General features: G+C 64.0%; 21 protein-coding genes. 7 read left to right on the top strand and 14 right to left on the bottom strand.

Annotation, left to right across the window (positions count from 1 at the left end; translation table 11 throughout):
- Window position 1 precedes the first annotated feature (1 nt).
- The 4 genes from JAO73_RS06405 to JAO73_RS06390 all read right to left on the bottom strand — a co-directional run bounded on the left by JAO73_RS06405 (window position 2) and on the right by JAO73_RS06390 (window position 5,142).
- Window positions 2–2,188: an FUSC family membrane protein gene (locus JAO73_RS06405; protein WP_198976269.1), complete on the bottom strand. Its 2,187-nt coding sequence runs from the start codon at window positions 2,186–2,188 to the stop codon at window positions 2–4.
- Between the two features lie 87 nt (window positions 2,189–2,275).
- Entirely contained in the window at window positions 2,276–2,566 is a 291-nt protein-coding gene (locus JAO73_RS06400; protein WP_198976268.1) for a hypothetical protein, read from the bottom strand.
- Between the two features lie 39 nt (window positions 2,567–2,605).
- Window positions 2,606–3,496: a cyanophycinase gene (locus JAO73_RS06395; RefSeq protein WP_198976267.1), complete on the bottom strand. Its 891-nt coding sequence runs from the start codon at window positions 3,494–3,496 to the stop codon at window positions 2,606–2,608.
- Between the two features lie 71 nt (window positions 3,497–3,567).
- Window positions 3,568–5,142 carry an FAD-dependent oxidoreductase gene (locus JAO73_RS06390; RefSeq protein WP_198976266.1) on the bottom strand — a complete coding sequence of 525 codons (1,575 nt, stop codon included), beginning with the start codon at window positions 5,140–5,142 and terminating at the stop codon, window positions 3,568–3,570.
- 364 nt (window positions 5,143–5,506) lie between these two features.
- On the opposite strand from JAO73_RS06390, the gene JAO73_RS06385 reads away from it, so the two are divergent.
- The gene (locus tag JAO73_RS06385; RefSeq protein ID WP_198976265.1) at window positions 5,507–7,201 is read left to right on the top strand and encodes a T9SS type B sorting domain-containing protein; all 1,695 of its coding nucleotides are present in this window, start codon (window positions 5,507–5,509) and stop codon (window positions 7,199–7,201) included.
- A 96-nt stretch (window positions 7,202–7,297) separates the two neighbouring features.
- Here the strand turns inward: JAO73_RS06385 and JAO73_RS06380 are convergent, their stop codons facing one another.
- Together JAO73_RS06380 and JAO73_RS06375 are read right to left on the bottom strand one after the other, a co-directional pair.
- Window positions 7,298–8,251: a bestrophin family protein gene (locus JAO73_RS06380; RefSeq protein WP_198976264.1), complete on the bottom strand. Its 954-nt coding sequence runs from the start codon at window positions 8,249–8,251 to the stop codon at window positions 7,298–7,300.
- Window positions 8,252–8,348: 97 nt separating this feature from the next.
- Window positions 8,349–8,771: a RidA family protein gene (locus tag JAO73_RS06375; RefSeq protein WP_198976263.1), complete on the bottom strand. Its 423-nt coding sequence runs from the start codon at window positions 8,769–8,771 to the stop codon at window positions 8,349–8,351.
- 173 nt (window positions 8,772–8,944) lie between these two features.
- Between JAO73_RS06375 and JAO73_RS06370 the strand changes: the two genes are divergently transcribed.
- Both JAO73_RS06370 and JAO73_RS06365 read left to right on the top strand, forming a co-directional pair.
- Window positions 8,945–9,757, top strand: coding sequence for an energy transducer TonB (locus JAO73_RS06370; RefSeq protein WP_198976262.1), 813 nt, complete (start codon window positions 8,945–8,947; stop codon window positions 9,755–9,757).
- A 57-nt stretch (window positions 9,758–9,814) separates the two neighbouring features.
- Window positions 9,815–11,311 carry a DNA integrity scanning protein DisA nucleotide-binding domain protein gene (locus JAO73_RS06365; RefSeq protein ID WP_198976261.1) on the top strand — a complete coding sequence of 499 codons (1,497 nt, stop codon included), beginning with the start codon at window positions 9,815–9,817 and terminating at the stop codon, window positions 11,309–11,311.
- Window positions 11,312–11,730: 419 nt separating this feature from the next.
- Here the strand turns inward: JAO73_RS06365 and JAO73_RS06360 are convergent, their stop codons facing one another.
- From JAO73_RS06360 to JAO73_RS06325, 8 genes are all read right to left on the bottom strand, one after another.
- A complete protein-coding gene (locus JAO73_RS06360) occupies window positions 11,731–12,231 on the bottom strand; it encodes a PaaI family thioesterase (protein ID WP_198976260.1) in 501 nt (166 codons plus the stop codon).
- 154 nt (window positions 12,232–12,385) lie between these two features.
- Complete coding sequence (locus JAO73_RS06355; protein ID WP_198976259.1) at window positions 12,386–14,362, bottom strand: DUF3857 domain-containing protein; 1,977 nt, start codon at window positions 14,360–14,362, stop codon at window positions 12,386–12,388.
- Window positions 14,363–14,538: 176 nt separating this feature from the next.
- A complete protein-coding gene (locus tag JAO73_RS06350; protein WP_198976258.1) occupies window positions 14,539–16,479 on the bottom strand; it encodes a DUF3857 domain-containing protein in 1,941 nt (646 codons plus the stop codon).
- Between the two features lie 71 nt (window positions 16,480–16,550).
- Window positions 16,551–19,853, bottom strand: a complete 3,303-nt coding sequence (locus tag JAO73_RS06345) for a tetratricopeptide repeat protein (protein WP_198976257.1) — start codon at window positions 19,851–19,853, stop codon at window positions 16,551–16,553.
- Between the two features lie 112 nt (window positions 19,854–19,965).
- Window positions 19,966–20,520, bottom strand: a complete 555-nt coding sequence (locus tag JAO73_RS06340; protein WP_198976256.1) for a PPC domain-containing DNA-binding protein — start codon at window positions 20,518–20,520, stop codon at window positions 19,966–19,968.
- A 38-nt stretch (window positions 20,521–20,558) separates the two neighbouring features.
- Entirely contained in the window at window positions 20,559–21,773 is a 1,215-nt protein-coding gene (locus JAO73_RS06335) for a hypothetical protein (protein WP_198976255.1), read from the bottom strand.
- The gene (locus tag JAO73_RS06330; RefSeq protein ID WP_198976254.1) at window positions 21,770–22,510 is read right to left on the bottom strand and encodes a hypothetical protein; all 741 of its coding nucleotides are present in this window, start codon (window positions 22,508–22,510) and stop codon (window positions 21,770–21,772) included. The genes JAO73_RS06335 and JAO73_RS06330 overlap by 4 nt, the downstream gene beginning before the upstream one ends.
- Before the next feature lie 138 nt (window positions 22,511–22,648).
- Window positions 22,649–23,221: an RNA polymerase sigma factor gene (locus JAO73_RS06325; protein ID WP_198976253.1), complete on the bottom strand. Its 573-nt coding sequence runs from the start codon at window positions 23,219–23,221 to the stop codon at window positions 22,649–22,651.
- A gap of 118 nt (window positions 23,222–23,339) precedes the next feature.
- Here JAO73_RS06325 and JAO73_RS06320 point away from each other — a divergent pair, with 118 nt between their 5' ends.
- The 4 genes from JAO73_RS06320 (at window position 23,340) to JAO73_RS06305 (ending at window position 26,921) form a co-directional block, all read left to right on the top strand.
- Window positions 23,340–23,915, top strand: a complete 576-nt coding sequence (locus JAO73_RS06320) for a hypothetical protein (protein WP_198976252.1) — start codon at window positions 23,340–23,342, stop codon at window positions 23,913–23,915.
- A 100-nt stretch (window positions 23,916–24,015) separates the two neighbouring features.
- On the top strand, window positions 24,016–25,086 hold the full coding sequence (locus tag JAO73_RS06315) for an NAD-dependent epimerase/dehydratase family protein (RefSeq protein ID WP_198976251.1): 1,071 nt from the start codon (window positions 24,016–24,018) through the stop codon (window positions 25,084–25,086).
- An 18-nt stretch (window positions 25,087–25,104) separates the two neighbouring features.
- A complete protein-coding gene (locus tag JAO73_RS06310; protein WP_198976250.1) occupies window positions 25,105–26,184 on the top strand; it encodes an NAD-dependent epimerase/dehydratase family protein in 1,080 nt (359 codons plus the stop codon).
- Complete coding sequence (locus JAO73_RS06305; protein ID WP_198976249.1) at window positions 26,181–26,921, top strand: glycosyltransferase family 2 protein; 741 nt, start codon at window positions 26,181–26,183, stop codon at window positions 26,919–26,921. The genes JAO73_RS06310 and JAO73_RS06305 overlap by 4 nt, the downstream gene beginning before the upstream one ends.
- Window positions 26,922–26,959: the final 38 nt, after the last annotated feature.

The following is a 26,959-nucleotide window of genomic DNA, read 5'->3' as shown; positions in this document are numbered from 1 at the left end:
GTCAGGCCTCGGCCGCGCTCGGCGCTACAAGCCGGGCCTGCTTTTGCTCCACCAGCACCTCGGAAATCTTGCTGATGTCGGTGCTCACTTTTTGCAGGAAGCTGAGCTGCTCCAGCAGCGTTTTATCGTCGGCGGCGTCCGCTTCGGCAGTGCCCAGGCCTACTTCGGGGGCGGGAGCAGTGGTGGCGGGCGCCATGCGGGCAAGGCTTTTTTGCAGGGCGGCCAGGGCGCTGGTGAGGGCCCGGCGGCTTTCGGCGGCAAAGGGCGGCACGGCGGGCGCGGCCTCGCGCAGGGTGGCGGTGAGGGCGGCGATGTTGGAAGACAAAATGTGGTTCAGCACCACAAATTCGTGGGTTTCGGTGGGGCGGTGCTGCTTGCTTTTGGGCTCGGTGAGCATGCGCTGGAAGGCGGCCGCGAGGTTGGCGCCGCTCACGTACACGTCCTTGCGCAGCAGGCGGTACTCGTTGGGCGGCAAGGGGCGGCCGGCGAGGCGGTTGGCCAGCTGGCGCAGATACGCCAAGTTGGCGCGCAGGGCGGCGGCCATGTAGTCGGTGAGCTGCTCCGACTCCCAGCTGGGAAACAGAAAGTACCCGGCCGAAAACGCAATGGCGCAGCCCATGAGCGTGTCGGTGATGCGCTCCTCGGCCACGCCAATGTAATTGAAGCCCAAAAAGCTGAACATGATGAGCAGGTAGGCCGTGAGGAAGACGACCGTGGCCAGGTACACGGTGCGCTGGAAGCTGTAGGCCAGCACCATGAACACCACCAGCACCCCAAACCGGGCCTCCGTCCAGGGCAGCGCCCACAGGATGGCCCCGCCCAGCGCCCCGCCCACCAGCGTGCCGATGATGCGCTCCTGGTTGCGCTGGCGCGTGAGGCTGAAGCCGGGCTTGAGCATGATGGTCACGGTCATCAAAATCCAGTAATTGTGCTGGCCGTGCCAGAGGCTTTCGGCCAGCACAAAAGCCGCCAGGCAGGCCAGCGTCATGCGCACCGAGTGGCGGAACACGCTCGATTTCAGGGTGAGGTTTTGGCTGAAGGCCTGCCGCTCGATTTCCTGGTGGGCCACAAACCGGGCGTGCTCGGCGGCGCGGCTGGGGGCGGGCGCGTCGGTGGCCGCGAGGCTTTCGTCGAAGTAGCGGCGAATGTTGCCCACGCGCCGGATGATGTCGCGCAGGTTCACCAGGATTTTCTTCAGCACCCGCGTGTGGCCCTCGCCGTCGGCGTCGAGGGCGCTGATGCGGGCCTGCAGGCGCCCCCACTCCTGGCTGAGGTCGGAGCCCGGGCCGGCGTAGCGGCGGCTGGTCTGGATGGCCACGCCGAGGTGGTCGAGCTCGGTGGCAATGTGGCGGATGAGGGCGGCAATGTCGGGCAGCACGCCGCTCTTGCCGAAGGTGGCCCGCACCGTGCCGTAGTCGTAGTACCCGGCCGTGATGCGCTCGTACAAATCGACGGTTTCGACGAAGGTGAGCACCAGGCGGCGGCCGGTGCTGGTGGTTTCGTTCACTATCTGGCGGGTGCGGAAGAGGAAGTCGCGCGCGGCTTCCTGCTTTTCATTCACCACCACCTGCTGGGCCACCAGCTCGCGGTAGTCCTCATCAAGGGCCGTTTCGGGGGAATAGAACTTGGCCTTCAGCTCCAGAAAGCGGGCCAGGGCGTGAATGCACTCGCCCAGCGCCTGCTGGGCCGGGCGGTAGGGCAGCACCTGGTAGGCCACCATGGCCAGGCCGGCGTACCACAGCCCGCCCAGCGCCAGCAGGCCCACGTGCGGCAGCACCTCGCGGAGGGCCGGCGGGTGGGCCAGCAGCAGCACCACGTTGAGCAGGCCCGCCGTGCCCACGGCCCCGGCCCGCGCGCCCCACACCAGAAACATGGTGCACAAAAAGCTCAGCACCCCGATTTCGAGCCCCAGCAGCCACACGCTGGTGGCCGCCAGGCTGGTGAGCAGGGCCGTGAGCACCACCACGGCCAGGGCGGCCAGCATGCCGTTGCGGCGGTGGGCGGCGGGGCCGGGCGTGTCGGTCACGCTCACGCACACGGCCCCGGTCGACACGGTGAGGCCCAGGTCGAAGTGCCCCCACTGGGCCAGCAGCAGCGCCGGCAGCAAAATGGCCACCGTGGTGCGCACGCCGTCGGAGAAGTTTTGCCCGGACAGGAAGTAGCGGAGGCGACGGGAGTGGGAGTTCATTCGGAGGAAGCGCGGACTGGCTGCGAATAAACGGGAACCCGGCCAATTTGATTGGGCCGGCCCCGGCTTCCTTTCGGGCCGAGGCGCCTAGAGCAGCGTGGTGCTGGGCCGGCTGGGCTCCTCGTCGTCGGCGGTCGAGTCGTCTGCGTACACGGTGCTCTCCAGGTCGTCGACGCAGTTTTCCAGCTGCTGCACCTCTTCGTCCCGTTCCGCCAGCTGCTGACGCAGCCGGGCCAGCTCGCGGGCCTGCTGCTGCTGCACGGCTTCGAGCCGGGCCAGGCGGGGGTCTTGGCAGGCGGGCAGGGCCAGGGCCACGGCCAGCACCAGCGCGGCCCGCACGCCCCACGCAGGTACAAACGCAGGAAGAGAGGGTTTCATTGGTTCAAAAATACGCACGCGGCCGGCGCCTGCCCTAGCCTAGCGGTGCAGGTCTTCCTGCACGGGCAGCGTGTATTGCTCGCCGCAGCTGAGAATGTGCACCCGCAGGTCGCGGATGGTGATGGCCTCGCCCGACTGAATGCGGTGGATGTTGGTGTCGGTGCAGTCCTGGCCGTCCACGATGGTGACCACGCCGTTGCCGATGACTTCGAGCTCGCGGCCTTCGCGCACCACCACGGCGGTGTCTTCTTCCAAGCCCAGGCCGATGCAGCCGGGGTTGGTGGCAATAATCTGGGCCATGCGGATGATGCGCCCCCGGGCCACAAAGTGCGTGTCGATGGCCACGTCGTGCACAAACTGCAAGCCCGTCGTGACGTGGATTTCGTCTTTGAGCATGCCCTGGTTGTCGCGGCCCTGGTAAATCATGGGCGTGCTCATGGCCGCCGCGCCGGCGCTGGTGCCCGCAATCACGATTTCCTCGTGCGTGAACCGCTCCTTGAGGCGTTTCAGCCAGGGGGTGCCGCCGAGCAGGGCCGTGAGGCGCAATTGGTCGCCGCCCGTGAACATGAAGCCGTCGGCCTCTTCCAGCTGGCGCAGGGCCTCTTCCTGGTGCCCTTGCTCGCGCATTTGCAGGTCGAGCACTTCCACCCGCCCCGCGCCCAGGCTGGCAAACAGGTCGACGTACTCCTTGGCCGCTTCTTCGGGCTCCTGCGAGGCGATGGGCAGCACAAGAATGTTTTTCTTGCCCTTTACTTCGTCCACGAAGCGGCGCAGGATAGAATCGGGCGCGCTGTTGGCCTCGTCCTCAAGGCCGGGGCGGGGCGACTTGTCTTCGTGCCCCCCAATGGCGATGAGCACGCCCTTTGGGGGCAGGCAGGTAGATTCGGACTGTTGGGCCTTGGCAGGCGTTTTGGGTTTGCGGGAAGGCATGGGAAGGGTGGATTTGGAAAGGGCAAACACCGCTGGTCATCTTTCGCGGCGCTCGGGATGACAGCGGTTTTCTAGGCCGGGGCCAGCCCGCTGGCGGCCGGGCCGTTTAGCAGCTCGCCCAGGGCCGTGAAGCGGGAGCCGTGGCAGGGGCAGTCCCAGCTTTTTTCGAGGCTGTTCCAGTGCACCACGCAGCCCAGGTGTGGGCAAATGGCCGAGCACTCGTGCGTGGCGCCCTGCTCGTCTTTGTACACAGCCACTTTGCTGACGCCGCGGCGCAGCACAGCGCCCTCGCCGGCGGCAATTTCTTCCGGGCTTCTCACGTCGCCGCCGGTCAGCAGCTCGGTGTATTCCAGGGCCACGTTCACGTTTTCCCGGATGAACTCCTGGGCGCTTTCGCGCTTCACGGTGATGCGGCCGGGGTCGTAGAGGTCGGCCCAGGGATTGGGGCGGCCCTGGATGAGGTCCGTAATTATCATCGGGCCCAGCGTGCCGTGCGTCATGCCGTGGCCCGAGTCGCCGGTGATGATGAACACATTGTCGGAATCCAAGGGGTTGCGGCCGGCGAAGGCCAGGCCGTCCTGCGGTTCCATCACTTGGCCCGACCAGCGGTACTCGAAGTCCTTCACCATCGCAAACCGGTCGCGGGTCCACTCCTCCAGGCAGCGCAGGCGGGCTTCGGGGTGGTCTTCCTGGCCGGTTTTGTGGTCTTCGCCGCCCACGATGAGCAGGTCGTAATCGGTTTGGCCGCCGCGGGGCCCGGCGGGCACGTCCTGCAGGCGCACGTAGTGGTAGGGGTCGGCCGTGTCCCAATACAGGGCTTTGCTCACGCTGCCCTTGGGCACGCGGGCGGCCACCACGTAGGTGCGGTAGGCGGCCTGCTTGGTGTGCATCACCACCCGGTCGTTGAAGGGAGAATTGGTGGCGACCACAATGCCTTTGCGCGCTTTCACCTCGGCGCCGTCGGCGGTGAGCACGCGGGCATGGGCGCCGCCGTGCACCTCGCTCACGCGGGTGTGGGTGCAGATGCGGCCGCCCTTTTTGGTGATGGCGGCGGCCAGGCCGTTGAGGTACTTCAGGATGTGGAACTGGCCCTGGCCGGGGAAGCGCAGGCATTCGCCGGGCTCGAAGCCCGTGGTGCCGGCCTCCGAGAGGTGCTCCACGGCGGCGAGGCCGGCGCGGTGGGCGGCTTCCAGCTCCTGGCTCAGCTCTTTGCTGCTGCCGGTGGCGGGCAGAAACAGGTAGCCGTCGAGGCGGGTGAAGTCGCAATCGATGTTCTCCTTCTTCACAATGCCTTCGATGGCCGCAATGGCGGTGGTATGGCTTTCGGCGGCCAGGCGCGCGCCCTCTTGGCCAAATAGGTTTTCGAGCGTGGTGTACCGGTCGTCGAGGGCGTTGGAGAGGTGGGCGGTGGTGCGGCCGCTTTCGCCGCTCGCCAGCTCGCCGTCTTCCAGCAGCAGCACTTTTACGCCTTCCTGGCTCAGCAGGTACGCCGTGGTGAGCCCGGCAATGCCGCCGCCCACCACCACCACGTCGGCGTCGGTGTTTTCGTTCAGCGGCTGGAATGTGGGCAGGGGCGGTGCGGTGCCAAACCACGAAGTGGGCGTGGCCCCCGAGGTACGGGCGGGATTGGGAAGCTTGGTGGGCATGAGCGAAAGGAAGAAGATAGAGCCTGTGCTTACGCCCGGCCGCGGCTTGGCGTTAGGTCGAGCTTAGTTGGCGGCAGCTATTGCGGCGCAGCCTCTGCTGCTTCCGTGTCGCCGGCCATCAACACATTTTCGAAATGCCGCGCCAATACTGGCCATAAGCCGGGACCATTTTTTTAAGTAATTAATAAGCGCGGTGTACGCATGCAAGTATTCACGTAATTACCTAGGTTATTGTGTTTAATTTACCCCCTGTTAACCACCCATTCGCATTTTTTCTTCATCACCCCTTCATTTTTCACCCCCTCACCACCCAATGAGAATACCTTTTACCCGTTTTGCCCTTGCGTTTGCGATGCTTGGCCCGTTGGGTTGGCACTCTGCCTTCGCCCAAACTACTTACGTGCCGGTGGCCGTGACCGGCTACACCGACGACGTCATTGCCAATGGCAACGACCCCGTGGTGGCCAACTCCACTACCAACACCGTGGACCGGGGCATTCCCTCCGTGCGGTGGTGTTTTGCCAACGCCACGTTTCCGGGCCTGAACGCCAGCAATGCGCTGCCCGCTTCCGGCACAATCAACAGCATCAGCACACCGGGGCTGACCTTTCAGATGGCCCCCGCAACGGGCAATAACTCGCTGCGCATTGCCGGAAATAACGTGAACACCCCCAGTGTGCTCACCCTGACCAACCCGCAGCCCTGCAGCGAGGTCATGGTGCTGGCCACCGAAGGCAACGGCACCACGGCCGCCGACAAAACTTTCAAAATCACTTTTACCGACGGCAGCTTCCAAACGTTCACGGACGTAGTGGTGCCCGACTGGTTCAATGGCACGATTACGCCCGCCATCAACGTGGGCAGCCGGGTCAGCTACGTGACCAATGCCGTCGACTTCACGCCCGGCAACCCGCGCCTGTACGAAGTGCGCCTGAGCCTGGCGGTGGCCAACTACAGCAAGTCGGTGCAAAGCATCACGATAACCAAAACCGCCATCGACCCGGTCCTGAACGTGATGGGCATCAGCCTGGGCTCCAACTGCCTGGGCGTGCCCACCGGCGGCGCGGCCACGGCCAGCACGCCCAGCGTGTGCCCCGGCCTGCCCGTGGTGCTGAACCTGACGGGCGCCACCGTGTCGGGCAGCATCACCTACCAGTGGCAGGCTTCCACCGACGGCGGCACCACGTTCACCAACATTGCGGGCGCCACCACCGTGCCCTACACGGCCCGCCCCACCGTCTCGACGCAGTACCGGGCCGTGGTGACGTGCCGCGTGCAGTCGAGCAACTCGGCCGCCGTGCCCGTGACCGTGCTGCCCGCCGCGGCCACCGTGGCCTACGCGCCCGGTCCCATCTGCCTGCCGGCACCCGGCACCGCGCTCACGGCCACGCCGCTCACGGCCACACCCGCCGGGGGCACGTTTAGCAGCGCTGCCGGCCTGGTGCTGAATGCCAGCACGGGCGCCATCGACCTGGGCGCGTCGGCGCCGGGCACCTACACCGTGACCTACAACCTGCTGAATGCCTGCCAGGCCGTGGGCACCACCACGGTCACGCTGGTGCGCAACGTGCCCACCCTGGCTTACCCGGCCACCACTTTCTGCCGCACGGGCAGCAGCGGTGTACCCGCGGCCACGCCGGCGGGCGGCACGTTTGGCAGCACCGCGGGGCTGGCCATCAATGCTTCCTCGGGCGCCATCGATTTGGCCAACTCCACGGCGGGCACCTACACGGTGAGCTACACCAGCGGGGGCACATGCCCGGCCGTGGCCACGGCGCAAGTGGTGGTGAAAAGCGACGCGCTGCCGGTTTTCCCCACCGTCATCACCCCCAACAACGACGACAAGAACGACGCGCTGCGCCTCAAAATAACCGACGTGACCGGCTACCACATTCGCGTGTACAGCCGCTGGGGCCGCAAGGTGTACGAGGGCTACGACGCCGCCCAGGGCTGGACCGCCGCCGACAACAGCGCCGGCATGTATTACTACCACGTGAGCTACACCGACTGCGCCGGCCGCCTGCAGGAATACAAAAGCTGGGTGGAAGTGGTGAAATAGCTGCTTTCCTGAACAAAAGGGACTTCCTGCTGAGCGTTGCCTCAGCAGGAAGTCCCTTTTTCGTGTTATTCCTGGCCTGCCGGGCGCCAGCCGCCGCTAGTACAGCACGTCGTCCACGGGCTCGATTTTGGCGGGCAGCTCGGTTTCGCCCAGCAGCTCGCGCAGGTCAATTTCGATGCTGCGGCAGATGGCCGTCATGGGCACGTCGTTCATTTCGTTCTCGAAGGGGTTTTCGCTGGTGTGGCCCACCAGCTCGATGGTGTTGAACACCCCCGACACCAGCACCGCAAACGGCACCATGAGCCAGATGTGGCCCGGCCCCATTTTGGCAAATTCGGCCACCAGCCCCAAGGGCAGCACCACCGCAAACACCCACACAAACACGAAGCTGTAGAAGGCGTACTGCCGCGGAAACGGCGTGTTCTTGATGCGTTCGCACCCGCCCTGGGCGTTGAACAGGTCCTGAATGGTGTCCATCAGGGCCACGTGGCGGAATTCGGTGAGCAGGCCACGCTGGTGCAGCTGGCGCAGTTCGTTGCTTTGCTGGCGCAGCAGGTGCGTGGGCGGGTTGCTGAGGCGGCGCACGTCGGCGTCTTCGGCGGGGTCGAGGAAGGGCGCCACATCCGTATCCCAGAGCTCGGCGGTTTGGCGGCGCAGGTGCAGGCGCAGGGCGTTGGCCCAGGCCACGTGGCGATACACCAGGCGCCGGTGCAGGCGGCGCAGCTCGGCCTCAGACGCCAGCAGGCCGCCGCCGGACGCCTCCACAAAGTCGAACGCCCGAATCGACCAGGTACGGCTCAGGTTCACGATGGAGCCCCACAGCTGCCGGCCTTCCCAGAAACGGTCGTAGCTGCCGTTGTTTTTGAAGCCAATGTAAAAGGCCACCGCCGCGCCCAGCGTGGCCACCGGCGCCCACGGAATGTCAATCCAGTGCGCCCCGCCAAACTCGTAGAGCAGGCAGATAACCGAGTCGTAGAGGGTGAACAGGAGCAGGCTGCGCCACACCAGGCGCCATACCACGCCGAAGCGTATATTTTTTCGAACGTACATGCAAAGTCAGTAGTAATTGACCTGCATACGGAAACCGGTCCGTTATGTCGGGCTTGGCGCTACGGCCAGCGGCGGGCGCGCCTCTGCCGTTTGCGCCTTAGCCTTTTTCGCCCAGGGCCGCGATGCACTTCAGCTCGATGGCGATGGGCGTGGGCAGGCAGTTGATTTCGAGGGTGGTGCGGCAGGGCTGGGCCGTGGCAAAGTACTCGGCGTAGAGGCGGTTGTAGACCGGAAAGTCGTCTTTCATGTTGGTCAGAAACACGGTCACGTCCACCAGGTCGTCCCACTGCGCGCCGGCCTCTTCCAGAATGTAGCGCACGTTCTGAAACACGGCGTGGCACTGGCTCTCGAAGTCGTACTGCAGGATGTTGCCGTCTTCGTCGACCTCGACGCCGGGAATGGCCTTCTGGCCGCGCTGGCGCGGGCCCACCCCGGAGAGAAACAGCAGGTTGCCCACGCGGCGCGTGTAGGGGTAGGCGCCGACGGGCTCGGGGGCGCGGGAGGGTTGGGACTCGGTCATGGGCGAGGGCTTAAAGCGGCGGGAACGGCAGCGAAAGTAACCGCTGGGCGCAACGCGAACCATGATAATTGACGCGAATGGCAAGGTTTTTTCAGAAGGCTGCGTTCTCTGTATCGTTATTTGCACACATTATTCCTGAATTTATCCATCTGTTCGCCCTCACGTTCATCGATATGAAGCGCTTTCTTCCTCTACTGTTCGGCTGCCTGGTGGGCTTCGGGGCCCACGCCCAAAAGCTCAAGATGCCGCCCAAGCCCTCGGCCACCACCGTGTACGACTCGGTGGCCCAGCCGGCCGTGCCCCTTGGCGGCACCGAGAAATACGCCCAGTTTCTGGCGGCCCACCAGAAATACCCCGCCAGCGCCATGCAAAAAGGCATTCAGGGCACCGTGAAGGTGAGTTTCATCGTGGAGAAAACCGGCACCGTGAACGAGGTAAAAGTGGAAAACCCGTTGTCGCCGGAACTCGACGCCGAAGCCATTCGCCTCATCAAAAGCGGCCCGAAATGGACGCCGGCGCGGCACCACCGCAACGAGGTGGTGCGCCAGCGCGTGGTAGTGCCGGTGTCGTTTGTGATGTCGCCGGGCAGCACCACCACCATCACCACCGCGGGCAAAACCACGCCCATTGCCGCGCCCGCCGCCGACATTGCCGCCTCGGCCAACCCCAACGTGCGCGCCGTGGTGGCCCCCGACCGCCCCACTCAGCCCGTGGGCGGCACCCAGGCCTTCTTCGACTGGATTGAGAAAAACCAGAAATACCCGTTGCTGGCCAAGCAGCGCAAAATTCAGGGCAAGGTGATGGTGGAATTTATGGTGCAGCCCGACGGCAGCCTGACCGACATGCGGGTGGTGAAAAAGATGGGCTCCGGGCTGGATGAAGAGGCCCTGCGCCTCATCAAGGCCGCGCCAAAGTGGGAGCCGGCCATGTTTCAGGGCAAGCCCATCAAGCAAAAGATGCTCTTGCCCGTCTTGTTTCAATTGTAAGGCCTTCTTTCCGGCGCCGGGGAGAGGAGCTTTTTGCTCATTGCTTGTTGTAGTGCTATGATTCCCGTGCTCGCCCCTGCCCCCACCCTTCTCTGGCCCCACCAAACGCGCTACCACACCGCCGCGCAGTCCCTGGCGCGCGACCTGTTCGACGCCCTCGACGACGACCTGCAGCCGCAGGTGGTGGTGATGGCGCTTCCCGTTGAAACCGACCTGCCTGCCCGCTGCCTGGAGCCTGGCGACTGCGGACTGCCCGCTGACGCCTTCGCCAATGTGGTGGCCCGGGGGCGCATCATTCAGCTCACCACGCCCAGCCCCTACGCCGAGCGCAGCGATGTGACCCCGGCCATGATTCGGCGCAAGCACGAGGGCATGGGCATCCGCGACGCCGTGCAGGAAATCCTGGACGCGCTCGACGAAAACGCGCTGCACCAGCACTTTTCCGGCTGGCCGGTGGAAATCAAGGGCTACTTCGTGGTCACCATTTTGCGGCTGCAGCGCAAGCCGCTGCGCGCGTACCCGTCGCTGCGCCCCTACCGTTTTTACACCGACGGGCGGCCCCTGGCGCCCTCCCTGCTGGTGGCGGCCATGTACCGCTTCAACGAAGAAATCTTTAAAGCCCTGAACGATGCCGAGCCCGGGGCGGGCCTGTTTGTGCGCCCCCGCGAAAGCGAAGAGCTGCTGCGCAGCGCCGGTAAATCCTTGCTCGACACGCCCGCCCAGGCGCTGGGCCTCGACCCGGCGGCCGCTACGCTCTTTGCCACTTGCAACACCATCAGCAGCCTGCGCTACGAAGGGGCCGAGGGCGTGGGCAAGCTGCTGCTGGCACGCCGCGGCCACCCCAACATCGAGGAAATCTTCGCCCTCACCTGCCCCACCGACCTCACCGACTACCGGGCCGTGCGCAAGCTGCTGGAGATGACCACGCCCGACGTGCATCTGCTCGCCGACGGCGAAAACGTGTACGCCCTGGGCCGCCTCACCGGCAAGTACGACGCCGAGCGCGAAGATTTATTCGTCATCAACTTCGTGACGCACTACGCCTGGGAGCTGCAGCACGACGGCCACGTGCTGCTGCGCTCGCACTACGGCCTGCCCGGCCTGCCCCGCACCCGCCTCAACCGCACCGGCTTCCGCAAAGCGCTCAAGCGCACCTTCGCCCTCACCGACCACGCCAAAATAGAGCGCCTCTGGGACGTGGTGCTCGAAGCCAGCCGCCAGAAGCACGGCACCTTGCTGGTCATCACCACCGAAGCCCTGGCCGAAGCCGACCGCCTCAAGCTGCAGTGCACGCTCATCGAGCCGGTGCCGCTCACGCCGCTTATCACCCGCCTCGTCACCAGCATTGACGGCGCCGTGCTGCTCGACCCGGAAGGCTACTGCTACTCCATCGGCGTCATTCTTGACGGCCGCGCCTCGGGCCGCGGCGACAGCACCCGCGGCGCCCGCTACAACTCCGCCCTGCGCTACGTGGAAAGCTCGGACTACCCCTGCCTGGCCGTGGTGGTGAGCGAAGACGGATTGGTGGACATCATCACGTCGGAGCAGGAGTAGACACGATGTGTGATGACTGTTTCCAACAGAATATCTACCGGTTCAGCAGTGAGCAGGATTTTATTCAGGTAGAAACAGCCGTTTGGAATAAACTTCGGCAAGGCAAATTGCATGAGCTGAAACAAGACACCGACGCAGCCCAGTATCAAGATGCTCCCTTGTACCAATGCCGAACATGTGGCGAAATTTGGGCTCTTTCAACGCCAGACAATGCCTGGCGTGGCTACTTGCTGTCACAAGATTCGGCCACTACATACCGGAGAAAAATTCGTCAAAATGACCGCATCAAAGCTGCCGTTGGCCTAGCCTGCTTGTTGGCATTTGGAGCAGCCATTTTGTGGGAGGTAATTCACTGAGAGGTTTTTCTTGGCGCTACCAGAAAAAAGCATTCTACAGGATTGCAATGACCGACAACGCCTTTACCGCTTTGCCCGAAACGACCACGTGAGCCGGAACACGGCCACCACGTCGCCGGCCTCGTCCACGCCAGTGCTCACGCATTCTACTACGCGGCCCTCGCCAGTGGCGCGGCTTTCGGCAACAGCCTCGGCGATGCGGGGACCGTCGGGACAGGTGAAGGTGATGAGGCCGACGGCCTTCTTGGTGAAGTCGCCCTGCAGGCTCACCACCAGCATCGAGACTGGCCCGCCGGCCTGCACGTGCATCATGGCCTGAATGCCGCTGGCAAACTCCGCCGCCATGGCCAAACAGGCGAAATAGAGGCTGCGAAACGGGTTTTGCGTGAGGTATTTGTAGCGAATGGTGACCGTGGCCGACTCCGGCGTGAGCTGCGTGAGGCGCAGGCCGGCCAGCCACGCCATGGGCAGCTTCCGCATCAGGAAGAGCCGCAGCTTCATCGGGTTCAGGACCTGGCGGCGGAAGTCGGCGGCTTTGGGGGTATCGGCGGTGGAATTGGGCATGAATAGACAAGTTTGTGGGCCATAAAGAACGTCATGCCGAGCGCAGCCGGGGCATCTTGCGTGCTGAAGTAATCCAATCGTATGATTGATTGTACTGCTACACGCGAGATGCCTCGGCTGCGCTCGGCATGACGTTCTGTTATTCTTCTCAGAACTAGCTTTTCTTGTCCAGCACCAGCACCACTTTGTTCCAGTTGGCCGAGGCGTTGACCACGGCGCGGAAGGCCTCGAAGTCGGCTTTGGGCCAGCGAATTTGGCGGTAGTTTTCGTCCACCGTCACGGTGATGGTCTGGCCCTGCTGCACGTAAGACGACTTGAAGTCGTAATCGGGCTTGGCGGCGTCGCCGCCGGCTTTCACGTCCACGTTCAGGTCGTTGAGGTTGCGCACGGTGTAGCCGGCCGGCACCTCGAAGCGAATGGTGCGCAGGTAGCGGCGGTTGTTGTCGTTTTCCACGTCGAACTGCCGCTCTTCTTTTTGGTAGAGTTCGGTTTGCGGGCCCAGCAAGGTGCCGATTTTGAAGAGGTAGCGCGGGCCGGCCTTGTCGAGCAGGGAGGGCGAGTCGAGTTGGCCTTCGATGATGAACGGCTTGTCGAGCGGGCTCAGGCCGCGCTCCACGTTGCGCACGGTCGTTTTCTGAAAGTTGGTGGCATCGGCCACCACGCCCTTTTGGAGCTGCTGCATGAGCTCGGTGCGCTTGGCCTCCGGAATCATGGCCCAGAAGGGCTGAATCTGCAGGGCCGGGTAGCCGCCCAGGGTCTGGCGCAGTTGCAGGGTGCTGTTGCTGAGGTCGGGCGCGAAAGCCACGGTCACGTCAATGTTCTGCGGGCTTTTGTCGGCGTCCAGGGCCGGAATTTCCTTCACCTTGCCCACCGCCGATTCAATGGTGCCCAGGGTCACGCCCTTGATGAACAGGCCCGAGTTGGCGGTCCATTCGGCCGGCAGCATGCCGTAGCGGTAGTCGGGCCGGCCGGGCGCCAGGTACTGGCCGGTGCCGGGGAAGTAGAGGGCAAAATTGTCGAGGTAGTCCCAGGTGTCGAAGGAGCTGTCGAAGGGGTTGGTGGCGCGGCTGCTGGTCACCACCAGCTCGTAGTCGATGCCCAGGGTGCGGTAGATGGCGGCCAGCAGGTGCACAAAGCCGCCCTCCGGCGCGTTGTGGGTGGCCACTACCTGCGTCAGGGCCGGGCTGGCGTTTTCATCAAGGTTGAAATTCAGCTTCACGTAGTTTTCGGCCGCGGCGATGCGCTCCGGCAGCGGGCCCGACGTGGGCAGCTTGGCAGCGGCCAGCACTTTAGCCACCGCCTTCACGTCGTCTTTGCTCAGGGACGTCATGTTGCGGTACACAAACTGGCTGGCGTCGGCCCAGGTAAACTGTCGTACCTGGCCCTTGTTGGCCATGTAAGCCAGCTTGTAGTGCACGCGCATGCGCTGGGCTTGCACGTTGGCGAAGGCTTCTTCGCGCAGGGCAGGTACCGATTTCAGCGTCAGGCGCAGGGCGCGGCGGCCGGTCATGGTGGTGTCCACGGTCACGGCGGGGCCGTGGTACACGCGGGCTTCGAAGGTCAGCGCCTCGGGCGAAATCAGCTCAAATACCACGTCGCGGGCCGCGGTTTCGGTTTGCAGCACCTCGTAGCCGAAGTGGTTGAAGTTGCGCTCGCGGGTGTAGAAGTACTCCACTTCGCTGCCCTTCTCCACGCCATCCACGGCAAACACGCGGAAGCCGCGGCCGCCTTCCTGGTCCTTCAGCTCTTTCATGTCGGCCGCTTTCACCTCATGCACCTCGCCCCGCGGGCTGATGGTACGGGCCTTGATGTCGACGGGTGCGCCCGACTCCAGCACCGGCACCACAATTTTGTTGAAGCGCTCGATGCCATCGGAACTGTTGACGCGCACGATGCGGTGCTCGGTGGTGAACAGGCGCAGGTCCTTGCGCGACTTGTCGTAGTAATACTCCAGGCTGGTAAAATCGCGCAGAATGATGGCCGGCAGCTCGGCGTCCTCTTTGGAGATGGGCAGGCGCTGCTTGCGGCCCACGTCCCAGTTGTAGCCGGCGTGCACGAGGTCGGGCGGCAGGGTTTGGGCCTGGGCCAGGCCGGCGAGGAAGAGGAGAGCGGCGAGTAGAAATGGGCGCATTGAGGGTGGAGTTTATAGTCTGTTTTTTAATGGTGTTCTTCCGTGGCGCCTCCCCCCGGCCGCTCTCCAAAGGGAGCGGGGAGCCTGACGAATTTCGACAGAAGCATCACCGGTGCCCCCTCTCCCTTAGGAGAGGGGGGCAGGGGGTGAGGCGCCCGCCTGCTGCCAGCGGCACGTTAGGTCTTTTTCTTCTTCAAAATCACCACCTCGCGGTAGGCACTGCCCAGCTTGTTCACCACCGCGTTCCAGCTGCCGAATTGCTTGGGCTGGAGCAGCAGGTAGTTCACGTACACCTCGCGGTCCTGGATGATTTTGTCGCCCTTGCGCTCGTAGCTCACCTTAAAGCCGAGGGCGTCGCCCTGGGCCTGCACCGTGGGCGGCAGGTAGCTCACCTCGTAGCCGGCGGGCACCACCAGTTCGGTGCGGGTGTGGTCGGTGTGGGCAAACTCGTTGTAGCGCGGCAGCTTGCGCGTGGTCGAGTCGATGCGGTCGGTGGCGTAGGGGCGCTCCAGGCTCAGGTTCACGTACACTTCGTCGTCCACTTGCTGCACGTAGTCCTGCAGGCGGTAGTCGTAGCTGATGCTCAGGGGCTGGTCGCGGGCTTCCAAGTTGGCAATGCTGTATTTGTCAACGAAGAATTTGTTGTTGCCGCGCTCCAGCAGCGCCTTCACGTACTTGGGCTCGGCGGTGCGGTCCAGCCCATCGAGGCCGTAGCTGTGGTTGACTTTGGTGTAGCCGGCCAGGTTCAGCTTGCCGGTGCCGCGCAGCGTGGTGCCGTCCAGGGTCAGCACGGAGGCGTCGTCGAAGCCGCTGCGGGTTTTGTCCATGGCCGGAATGGGCACCACCAGGCTATTCTTGGGGTCGAGCCCCAGCAGGCCCTCCTTGCCCTGAATCATGGCCGAGGGCATGCCGTAGGGCGTGTGCTTGCTGGTGGCATCCAGGAAAACGTACTGGCCCGGCTTGGGCTCGTAGGTCGCAATCATGTGGTTGTCGACGCCGGGCGTGGCCAGCTCGGCGTACTTGTAGGGCAGGTCGCGGGTGCCCACCCAGGTCAGGTAGGCGGTTTTCACGCCGGCCAGGTGCAGCATCTCGTTGGTGAGGTTGGCCATGTCCTTGCAGTCGCCGTAGCGGCGGGCATACACCAGGCCGGCATCGTGCGGAATGAAGCCGCGCAGGCCCTGCTCGAAGGCGATGTACTTCACGTTGTCCTGCACCCAGTAGTAGATGCGGCGCACCTTTTCCTCCTCCGTCTTGGCGCCGGCCACCAGCGAGTCGACGCGGTGCTGCAGCGCCGGGCTGGGCTGCCGGTCGATGCGCCGCACGAAGTCGGCGTACATGTTATACAGCTCGGGCACGCCGGCCAGGAGCTTGCGCGGCTGCCCGTTCACAGTGGCTTCCTGCACAAAAAACACGATGTGCGGCAGGTAGTAGCTGGCCTCGGGGCCGTCGTCCTCGCGCGGCGGGCTGGTGAGGTTGTCGGCCGTCCAGCGGTAGATTACCTGGCTGCCCTTTTCCTCTTTGGTGTACTTGATGGGCGTGTTTTCGGCGTGAAACGTCTTGTAGCCAATCACCACGCCTCTGGGCGCCGTGATGGTGAGTTCGGCGTGGCGCACGGGCACGTAGGAGCCCACAAAAAACGGCATCACGAAGCGGGCGTCCACGTGCTTCACCGTGTAATCGGTGATGGTGCGGGCGCCCGGCGACACGGCCGGAAACGAGAACGAAGTCGACCGGGTATCGTCAAAAAACACCCCGGACTGAATCTCAAACTTGTCCTTGAAATCGGTCACTTTCACGGCCTTGAACTTGTCGCCGTTGGGCACCATGGTGCGGGCTTCCAGCTTCTGCAGGCGGTTGAAGTGCGAGCTGAACACCCGGTCGTTGGCGTACGCACCCGACTGTTCGTCGAGGTGCAGCATGTCGGCGTGGTGCCGGGCCAGCACCTGCACCGAATCGTTACGGATTTCCACGGTCAGGTCCTGGCGCATTTCCAGGTACACCGCTTTCTCGCCGGGGTATTGCTTTTTCATCTCGGCCACCGTTGCGCCAGGCGCCTGGGCTTGCGCCGCTAGGCCCACAAGCAGGAACAGCGACAGGAATAGAGTAGACGAATACATGTACAAAAAAATAAGAATTGACTACGTAAGTATCAGGCCACTACAAGGTACACACCGAACGCCGGTTCACCTTATTTGGTATCGTACACCATCAGGTTCCAGTAGGTCTCGGTGCGCAGGGGCTTGCCGGCGGCGTCGAAGTAGGTGGTGGGGCCGCGCCGCTCGCCGCTGCGGTAGGTTTCCTCACGCTCCAGGGTGCCGTCGGGGCGGTAGTAGCGGCAGCGTCCGTGCAGCTCGCCGTGCAGGTAGTTTTCTTCTTCCATGCGCTTGCCGCCAGGGTAAAAGCTTTCCAGCAGGCCCGTGCGCAGCCCTTTGGCAAACGCGGTGCGCCGGAACACCTCGCCCGAGGCGTAGTAGTAGGTGGCCGGGCCGGTGGCCTGGTTGTGGTCGAAGCTTTCCGAAGCGGCGGGCTTGCCATTGGCAAAGGCCACGGCAATGGTGCCGGTCTGGTTGGCCAGCGGCTGGAAGGCCGCGCCCTCGCCCGGCCCGCGGAAGCTCACCAGGGAGCCATATTCGTAGGTTTTCTCTTCCAGCAGCTCGCCGGCAGGGTTGTAGCGCTTGCTGCTGCCGTGCAGGTTGCCGCCGTCGTACTGCTCCACGATGGCCACTTGGCCGTTGGGGAAGTAATACGTCCACTCGCCTTCTTCCTCGCCGGCGCGGTAACGGCCTTTGCGCCGCAGCTGGCCGTTGGAATAGTAGGTGAGCCATTCGCCATGAGGCTGGCCGTCGCGGTATTCGCCCACGCGTTCGGGCTTGCCGTTGGCGAACGTGGAGCGGAAGGGTCCTTGCCGGCGGCCGCTCGCCTGCCCGAACGATGACTCGGTGCTGCCATCGGGCCGAAACCACATGGATGGCCCGTTGCTGCTGTAGCAGGTCAGGGCCGCGCGGTACAGAGGCTTGCCGCTGGGGTAGCGCAGGTTGATTTCCTTGCTGTCGGGCTTGAGTTCCACGCGGCTCATCTCCTTGCCCACGGAGTCGAAGGTGACGATGCGGCGCAGGGCCCCAAACTCGTTCAGGCGTTCCTGAGTAAGCTTGCCGCCGGGCTCGAAGCTGCGCGCCGGGCCGTTGAGCCCGCCTTTATAGTACTCGTACTCCTCGCTCACGCGGCCGTCCACGTAGTAGTCTTTCCAAGGGCCGTGGCGCTCGCCGGCCAGGTAGTAGCCGGTCACGGCGGGCTGCCCATCCAGGTAGTATTGCTCGTAGTAGCCGTCTTCCTGGCCATCGGCACCGAAGCGGGTGCGGCGCTGCAGCTGCCCCCCGCGGTAGTAGAATTCTGAGGTGCCGCTCTTGTTGCCCTTGTCGTCGAAATGGGAAATTTCGCGCACGCCGCCGTCGGCGTAAAACCATTTCCATTCGCCGGCCATCTGCCCGTCCACAAACGTGCCCACCGAGGCCTTGTGGCCCTGCGGGTCGAGGCCCTGCATAGTCACGCGGCCCTTTTTCACGGCTTGGTCTACCAAGGTTTTACCGGCTTGGTCGTAGTAGCGAATGCGCACCACGCGGCCGTGGGCGTAGTCGGTGTCGGCGTAGAGGTGGCCGGTTTCGTCGTAGTCGTGGTACACGCCGTGGAACTCGCCGGCTTCGTCGTAGTTCTTCTCGGCGTTGGGCTTGCCGTTGAGGTAGAAGCTGCGCCAGGTGCCCGTGCGCTTGCCGTGGGCGAAGCGGCCTTCTTCGCTCACGGCGCCGTTGGGGTGATATTCGGTGTAGGGACCGTCGTGCTCGCCTTTGTCGTTGGTGCCTTTGTTCAGCGGTGTTTTATCGGCGTAAAACGTGGTAAACGGCCCTTGCTTCACGCCGTTGGCGTAGGTGGTGGTGTATTGCAGGGTGCCGTCCTGGAAGAAACCTTCCTCCAGGCCGTCCTGCTTGTCGGCGTGCAGGGTGGCACGCAGGAGCAACTGGCCGTTGTCGTAGTACGTGGCGTAAGGCCCTTCCAGGTTGCCGGCCTTGAAGGTGCGGCTGCCGGTGCGGGCGCCGCACTCGTTGTAGGCCGTCAGCAAGCCGTCAATCTTATCGGCCTTGTAGTTGATGTCGTACGACGGCTGGCCGTTGGGGTGGAACTCGCGGGCCAAGCCTTCGCGCTCGCCTTTGTCGTTGTAGACAAACGTTTTCTCCACCGTGCCGTCGGGGCGCAGCACCTTCCAGGGGCCCACTCGCTGGCCGGCCGCGTTGAAGCGCCCCACGGCGTCGACGGCACCTTGGCTGCTGAGCGAAATCCAGTCGCCGGTCGAGCGGAATTTTCCCTTCTCGTTCACGGCCGGTCCCAGTCCATCGGGCTTGCCGTTGTCGTTGAACCAAGCCTCCAGACGCTGGCCCGTCGGGCCGCCCGCCACTTGTTGCTGCCGCCGCATTTCCATCAGGGCCGGCACGGCGGCATTCAGCATGGCCTGCACCTTGGCTTTGTTGCTTTTCACCCACGGGCCGGCACCCTTGCCTTCGTCCGCCGATTGCAGAATGAGATACGTGAAGGGCGTCAGGTTGTCGTCTTTCCGCAGCACGGCCACCATGGGGCCGTAGGCCCGCACCCAGAAATCGTCGGCTGCGCCTTCGGTCGGAAATTTCTCCACCAGCAGCTGGGTTTGCTTCACCACCGCGGCCTGAAACTTCACTTTCGACACGTATTCCTTTTGCAACGCCACCTTGCTTTCCAGCAGCTGGTCGAGTTCGGCAAATGCGGCGTTGGGGGCCACGGGCTTCACTTTTTCGTTGTCTTCCACCACGGCCACGCCCTGCGAGAGGCGCTCGGCCTGCACCAGCACGTTGTGGCTGGCCGTGCCCGCGTCGGTAAGGGCCAGGTAGGCCAGCCAACTGATGAGGGCGTGGGCGGTTTGGCCCTGGCGGGCAGCGGCCACGGCCAGCAGGCGGTGCGTGCCGGGGTGCGTGGGGTTGAGCTCTGCGCTGTGCTGCAGGCTGGCCAAGGCTTCGGCGGTGCGGCCTTGCTGCAGGTACGTCACCCCTTGGTTGAAGTACAGATTCTGATTGTAGGGAAACAACTGCAGGCCCTGCTTAAACGTGGCCAAGGCAGCGTCCACCTGCTTCAACTCGTCTTGGGCATTGGCCAGGGTGTTGTAGGTGACGGGCTCAAAAGGGTTGAGGGCCAGGGCACGCTTGGCGGCGGCCACGGCTTCTGCGTGCTTGCCCGATACGTAGTAGGTGAGCGCCAGCTCGCTCTGGGCCAAGGCGTAGGACGAGTCGCCGGGCGTCACGGCTTGGTATTTGGCAATGGCACCGGCGTAGTCTTCCTTGTCGTGCAAGGCCACGCCTTCGTTCACCAATTGGCCCGGCTTGGGCAGGGTGGTAGGAGTTTGCTGGCCCATCCCGAGCAAGGGGGCCGCCACGAGCAGTGCCAACGAGGCCCCGCGGGTAACAGTAGACATAACGATGATAGAGGAAGACGGAGAAGGCAACTCCCCGGCCTCCGGCCGTAGCAGCGGCGCCTACAGTACCACAAGTATAAGCATGTGCCGCTATGCCTTCATCTTCGCGTTCTCATTTTTTTGGTTGCGCCCGGCTTTTTTTTGCGCCCCCCGAAACCGGCTCATTTTTAAGCTCGGCCGTAGGACGAACCACCAGCTCCTGGTAGCCAAATGTGGGGTCGGTTTCGCGCCGGAACTCCAGCTCGGGCAGCTCATTCAGCACGATTTCGGCCGTGGTGTATACGCGGCACCCATCCAGCAAATGCCCGCCGATGGTGCGCCCTGTGCTGTCCGAAACGGCCAAGTGCAGGTGGGAGCCGTTGCTGGAAAGCGTGCCCACCAGCGACACAATCTCGAAATGCCCGCGGTACACGGTGGGGCCCTCCTGGTTGGCCAGCCGCAGCGTGGCCACCGTGAGGCTGCCCACGCACGTCACCATGGCACCCGCCCGGATGTGGTGGGCCTGCGCATACGCCGTCAGGGATTGGCGCAGGTCGTCGCCGGGGCGCAGGCGCAGCGCGTGGGCTTTGGGCGCGGAGGTTTGGGCGGCGTGGGGCACGGCAGGAGCAACTTGGGCCGCGGCGGAACTGGCCAGCAGGCACAGAAAGATGAAACGAAAGAAATGCATCGTTTCAAAGAACGGCACGCGGCCGCGAAACGCCTCCCCTACCGGCTAAACCGCACCGTGCCGTAGCGCACCTTGATGTTCACATTGCCGCAGTTGGGGGCCGGCACCGGGCCGCCAAACACGCCCAGCACGTCGCTGGTTTGCGGGCCGTTTTCCTGCGACAGCACGCGCACCGCGCTTTTGTCAACCAGCAGCTGGCCCTGCTCGGTGCTCACGTCGAACCGGAACACCGGCGCTTCGGCAAAGCCCAGCCGAATGGTGCTGAAGCCCCCGTCCAGGTTCACCTGCCGGAAGTTGGCGCCCATGTCGCGCACCACAAAATCGGGGCAGTAGCGCACGGCCATGTCGAGGGCCTCGCCGATTTTGTCGATGGTGAAGCGCGAGTAGCCCGACGAGCCGCGCAGGTTGCGCACGCTGCCCAGGGCCACGTCGCCGTACTTGCTGTGCACGGTCAGGTCCTGCACCGTGCCGATGTCGATGTCGGAATAGTTGTTGCGCAGGTCCACGGTCGTGCCCTGGTCGAGGCGCAGGCGGGCGTAGCTGGCGTCGATGCTGGCGCGGGCGGCAAACGCCACCGTGCAGTCGCCGTTGCCGATGCGCAGCAGGTTGCGGGGGCCGTCGAGGCGGCCGGTGCGCAGGGCGCCGTAGTCCACGGCCAGCTCGGTGGGGCCGCTGAGGTCGCCGGCAATGCTCACTTCGCCAAAGTTGTTGTGCACGCGCAGCGCCGTGGTGCGGGGCAGCCACACGGTGTAGTTCACCTCGTAGCGGCAGCCGCCGGGCCGCCCGCGCAGCAGGGGGCCAAACTGCGTGCTCACGGCCACGCCGCCGGTTTTGGCGTCGTAGTCTAGCCACTGCACGCCCAGCGCGTCGAGCACCTGGCGGGCGCCCTGGTCGGTTTCGGAGCGCGCTATCAGTTCGGCCTCTACTTTGATTTCGCGCTTGTTCCAAGGGTTGATTTGCACCCGGCCGTAGCGCGTGTCCAGCGAGAACGGGCGGCCCGCCTTGGGCACCGCGTAGCTACGGCTGAGACGGCGGCGCTGCTCTACCTGCAGCATGGTTTCCTGCTGCTCGGTGGCCTGTTCCGGCAGCGGGTTTTGGGGCCCGCCCGCGGCAACTTCCACCGCAATAAAGGCTTCGATGGCCAGGCCCTGCGAGCCGAAGCTGGCCCTCTGCACGGCCTGCGCCCGCGCACCCAGCGTCGCGAACAGCGCCGCGACCAAGGCCAGCCGCCAGGAACGAATCAGCCTTTTCATTCCGAATCGTGGCGGCTGTCGGCCAGAACGAACGAGCCCGTGCTGCGGTCCTCGGCGGCACGGGTGCCCAGGTTCAGCTGCTGGTCCAGAATGTCGAGCCGCACCTGCAGGTTGCGGTTCATGGCCGTGAGCACGGCGTCGGGCTGCGGGTGGTGCAGCAGTTCGGCCTTCAGCTGGCGGTAGCTCGAATCGAGCGACACCAGCTCGCGCTGCCAGTCGGCGGTCATGCCGGCGGTGCCGGGGCCGCGCATCTCATTCAGCTCGCTCTGGCGGCGCGCCAGCTGATTGGTGTAGTAAGCTTCCATGCCGCGCACAGCCCGCACGAGTTGGCTGTCGGCGCCGGTGGTGCGTTCGGCAGCTGCCATGGCCATGGGATTGCCGCCCTGGTACAGGGCCGCATCGGACTCAGCCGAGGCGCCGGTGCTGGTTTTGGGCGTAGCAACGGCCGTGAGCGCGGGCGATGCATGGTTTGATTTCCAGGCTTCGCTGGCGCCGGCGGCAAACACCAGCAGGGCCAGCGAAGCGGCTACGCCGTAGCGCTGCAGCCAACTGGCCGGCGCGGCGGGCACTGGGGCGGCAATGAGTTCTTCGGCCCGGCGCAGGGCCGGCGGGGTCAGGGGTTCGGCAAGCTGCTGCTCGAGGGCGGCCCACAGGTCGGGGCGCGGCTCGTGCGCGTCGAAGTCGGCGCGGTGCCGGTCGACGAAGTTTTCTAACGAATTGGGCTTGTTCGGGTTCATGGATGGTTGCAAACGCACGGTTCGTCCAGGTTCCAAAGGGGCCGCGGGGATAATGGGGTGGCTGCCGCGGCCGGGCGAAAAAGGATGAAGAGTAGTGAGGAAATAAGAATAACGAATGGAAACACGAATGGATGTGGCTTAGCTGAGGCCGCGCTGGGCGGCCAGCTCGCGCAGGCGCACCCGGGCCCGGCTGTACTGCGACTTGGAAGTAGACTCGGAAATGCCCAGAATGCCGGCAATTTCGAGGTGGTCGTAGCCTTCGAGCAGGTAGAGGCTCAGCACCACGCGGTAGCCGTCGGGCAGCTCCTGAATGCAGCGGCGCAGCACGTCGGCGCGGTAGCTCACGTCGGCTTCGTCTTCGGGCGAAGGGCCGACGCCCTCGGCCGGTTCGTCGTGGTGCTGCTCGCCCAGGGGCACCAGCGCCAGGCGCCGCTGCCGCAGGCAGTTGATGCTTTTGTTGACGACGATGCGCTTGAGCCAGGCCCCAAACGACGAGTCGCCCTTGTAGCTGCTGAGCTCCCGAAAGGCGCTCAGAAACGACTCCTGCAGCACGTCTTCGGCTTCGGCGTAGTCGCCGGTGATGCGCAGGGCCGCGTTGAACATGGCCTTGGCGTAGCGCCGGTAAATTTCGGCCTGGGCCTGGCGGTCGTTCAGGCGGCAGCGCTCCACCAGCGGAGCATTGATGTCAACGTAGGCAACGGCGGCTTCCATGTGCAGAGAAAGGCGAAGTGTTGAAAAGCTATAGCGAGCGAAGGACCCCACTCGCAGGGACAGGGTTGCAGCCCGGCCCAACGGCCGTAACTTGTTCGCAAATTAACCTTTTTCCACCATGCCTCTGCCACTCCGTTTGCGTTCCTTCGGCCTCTCGCTGCTCGCCCTTGGCACCAGCCTGTCACTCAGCAGCTGCTCCAAAAGCGACTCGGACGCGTCGTCCAGCCTGTTCATCAACTTTGGCCCGGGCGAAGGCCACGACTTGCGCACCGGCACCAACTTGCCCATGGGCCCGACGGACCCCACCGACTGGACGCTCGACGGCAAATGGAACACCACGGAGCAAAAGCTTTTCCAATCCTTGGGGCTCGACCTGAACGGGCCCGTGCAAAACCCTGGCAAAATCTCCACCGCCGGCTACCCCAATCCAGCCATTGGCGCGTTTAGGTTCTCCTATAGCTCGTGGCAAAGCCCCCAAGCGGTGCGCTGCAAAGTGGTGGTCGTGAACCAAGTGTATCAGCCTCTTATCGAGGCTACTTCACCGGGCCTTTCGCCCAATCAGGAGTTTCAGTTCGACATCAGCGGCAGTTCTTTTCGGCGGGGCCAGCTCTACCGGGTATACTACGTGATGTACCACGGCACCACGCTTTACCACAAAGGACACGGCGATATCAAGATTGAGGAAAATCACTAAGCCCTCATTCAAAATTCAATTTGCTGATTGTAAATTAGTTATAAGATAGTCCCCATCCTTTCCACACAATACCCATAATTTTACAGTCCAACGTGCTTCAATGTCTGTAAAATCCCTCCTTATTACCGGTGGCGCTGGCTTTGTGGGTTCGGCCCTGGCCCTGCGATTCCGCGAAGCCTATCCCGCGTGCCGCATCTTCGCCCTCGACAACCTCAAACGCCGCGGCTCGGAGCTGAACCTGCCCCGCCTACGCGAGGCCGGCATTGAGTTTGTCCACGGTGACATTCGCAACAAAGAGGATTTCGACGCCTTGCCCGCCGTGAACGCCGTCATCGAAGCCTCGGCCGAGCCCTCGGTGCTGGCCGGCCTCACCTCGGCCCCGGACTACTTGATTAACACCAACCTGGCGGGCACGGTGAACTGCCTGAACTTCGCCCGTCAGCACAACGCGGCGTTTGTGTTCTTGTCCACGAGCCGGATTTATCCGATTAATCAAATTGAGAAAATCCGGACCGTCGAGGCCGAGACGCGCTTCGAGGTGAGCCCCGAGCAGCCCATTGCCGGCGTCTCGCCCCGCGGCCTGGCCGAAGGCTTCCCCCTGGAGGGCTACCGCTCGCTCTACGGTGCCACCAAGCTGTGCTCGGAGTACCTGATTCAGGAATACCACCACTTCTACAACATGCGCACGGTGATAAACCGCTGCGGCGTGCTCACCGGCCCTTGGCAGATGGGCAAGGTCGACCAGGGCGTGGTTGTGCTGTGGGTGGCCCGCCACCTCTGGAAGCAACCGCTGGGCTACTTCGGCTTCGGCGGCACCGGCAAGCAGGTGCGCGACATTCTGCACGTCGACGATTTGTTCGACTTAGTGAAGTACCAACTCGAAAACCTGGAGCAGGTGAGCGGCAAGACCCTGAACGTGGGCGGTGGGCGCGACATCAGCGTGAGCCTGCAGGAGCTGACGGCCATCTGCCAACGCGTGACCGGCAATACGGTACCCATCAGCTCGCAGGCCGAAAACCGGCAGGCCGACATCGCGCTCTACCTCACCGATAATGCCCGCGTGACCGCGCTCACCGGCTGGACGCCCACCCGCTCGGCCGAGCAGATTGTGACCGACGTGTATCACTGGCTGCGCGAAAACGAGGCAACGTTGAAACCGATTCTGGGCTAGGGCCCGGTCCTGATTAGTATGAGAATTGCAGTAATCACGGGGGCCGGAGGGCTTATAGGTTCCGAAGCGGTGGAATTCTTCGCCGATAAATTCGACGTGGTGGTGGGCCTGGACAACAACCTGCGCGCCTACTTCTTCGGCGAGCAGGCTTCGACCGATTGGAACCGGGTGCGCCTGCAGACGGCCTTCGCCAACTACCGCCACTACAACGTCGACATTCGTGACCAGCAGGCCGTGGAAGGTATCTTTCAGGAATTCGGCGGCGACATTGCGCTGGTGGTGCACGCGGCCGCCCAGCCCAGCCACGACTGGGCCGCGCGCGAGCCCTTCACCGATTTCACCGTGAACGCCAACGGCACCCTCAACCTCTTGGAAATGACGCGCCGCCATTGCCCCGAGGCCGTGTTCATCTTCACGAGCACCAACAAGGTATATGGCGACACGCCCAACGCCCTGCCCCTGGTGGAATTGGAAACCCGGTGGGAAATTGACGAAAGCCACCCCTACTTCGCCCACGGCATCGACGAGCGCATGAGCATCGACCACACCACGCACTCGCTCTTCGGGGCCAGCAAGGTGGCGGCCGACGTGCTGGTGCAGGAGTACGGGCGCTACTTCGGCATGAAGACGGCCGTTTTCCGCGGGGGCTGCCTCACGGGGCCGCGCCACTCAGGGGCGCAGCTGCACGGCTTCCTGTCGTACCTGATGAAGTGCGCCATCACCGGCGACCACTACACGGTATTCGGCTACAAGGGCAAGCAGGTGCGCGACAACATTCACTCCCACGACCTGGTGAACATGTTCTGGCATTTCTACCAGGCCCCGCGCCCGGGCGGCGAAGTGTACAACGCCGGCGGCGGGCGCTTCGCCAACTGCTCGATGCAGGAGGCCATTGCCCTGTGCGAAGAGATTACCGGCAACAAGATGTCGTACTCTTACTCCGAGCAAAACCGCGTGGGCGACCACATCTGGTACGTGTCCGACGTGCGCCGCTTCCAGCAGCATTACCCGGGCTGGCAGTTCGAATACGGCCTCACCGCCACCCTGACCCAGATATTTACCGAGTTACGCCGGCGCCAGCCTGCCCCAACGGCATGAAGCTGAGCGTCGTCATCCCGGCTTATAACGAAGAAGAAAGCATCGGCGAAACCCTGCGCACGCTGTACGCCACGCTGCTGGCCGAGGGCATCGACCACGAAATTGTCGTCACCAACGACAACAGCAAAGACGACACGCTCGGCGCCCTGCGGGCGCTGGCCGCCGAAATCCCGACGCTGACCTACTACACTAACGCGGGCCCCAATGGCTTCGGCTACGCCGTGCGCTACGGCCTCGAGCGATACAGCGGCGACTGCGTGGCCGTGATGATGGCCGACCTCAGCGACGACCCGGCTGACCTGGTGCGCTACTACCGCACGATGGTGGCGGGCGGCTACGACTGCGTGTTTGGCTCCCGCTGGGGCAAAGGCGGGCGCGTGGTGGACTACCCGCCCCATAAAAAAGTCCTCAACCGCGTGGCCAACGCCATCGTCAAAACCGCCTTCCGCCTCAAGTACAACGATTGCACCAACGCCTTCAAGCTGTACCGCCGCCGCACCATGGACGGGCTCAAGCCCTTCCTCTCCCCCCACTTCAACCTCACCCTGGAGCTGCCCCTGAAGGCCATCGTGCGGGGCTACTCCTACGCCGTGGTGCCCAATTCCTGGACCAACCGCAAATACGGCGAGAGCAAGCTCAAAATCAAGGAGATGGGCTCGCGCTACTTTTTCATCATGATGTACTGCCTCATCGAAAAATACTTTTCCCAGGGCGATTTTCGGAAGAAGGATGCGTAAGGGTCAGCTTGGCCTAGATGCAAAAAGCCGCTCAGGGA

It is taken from the genome of Hymenobacter miniatus (genome assembly GCF_016427455.1).
Taxonomy (GTDB): domain Bacteria; phylum Bacteroidota; class Bacteroidia; order Cytophagales; family Hymenobacteraceae; genus Hymenobacter; species Hymenobacter armeniacus.
The sequence above is the reverse complement of the archived record's forward strand: the minus strand, read 5'-3'. Positions and strand labels throughout refer to the sequence as shown.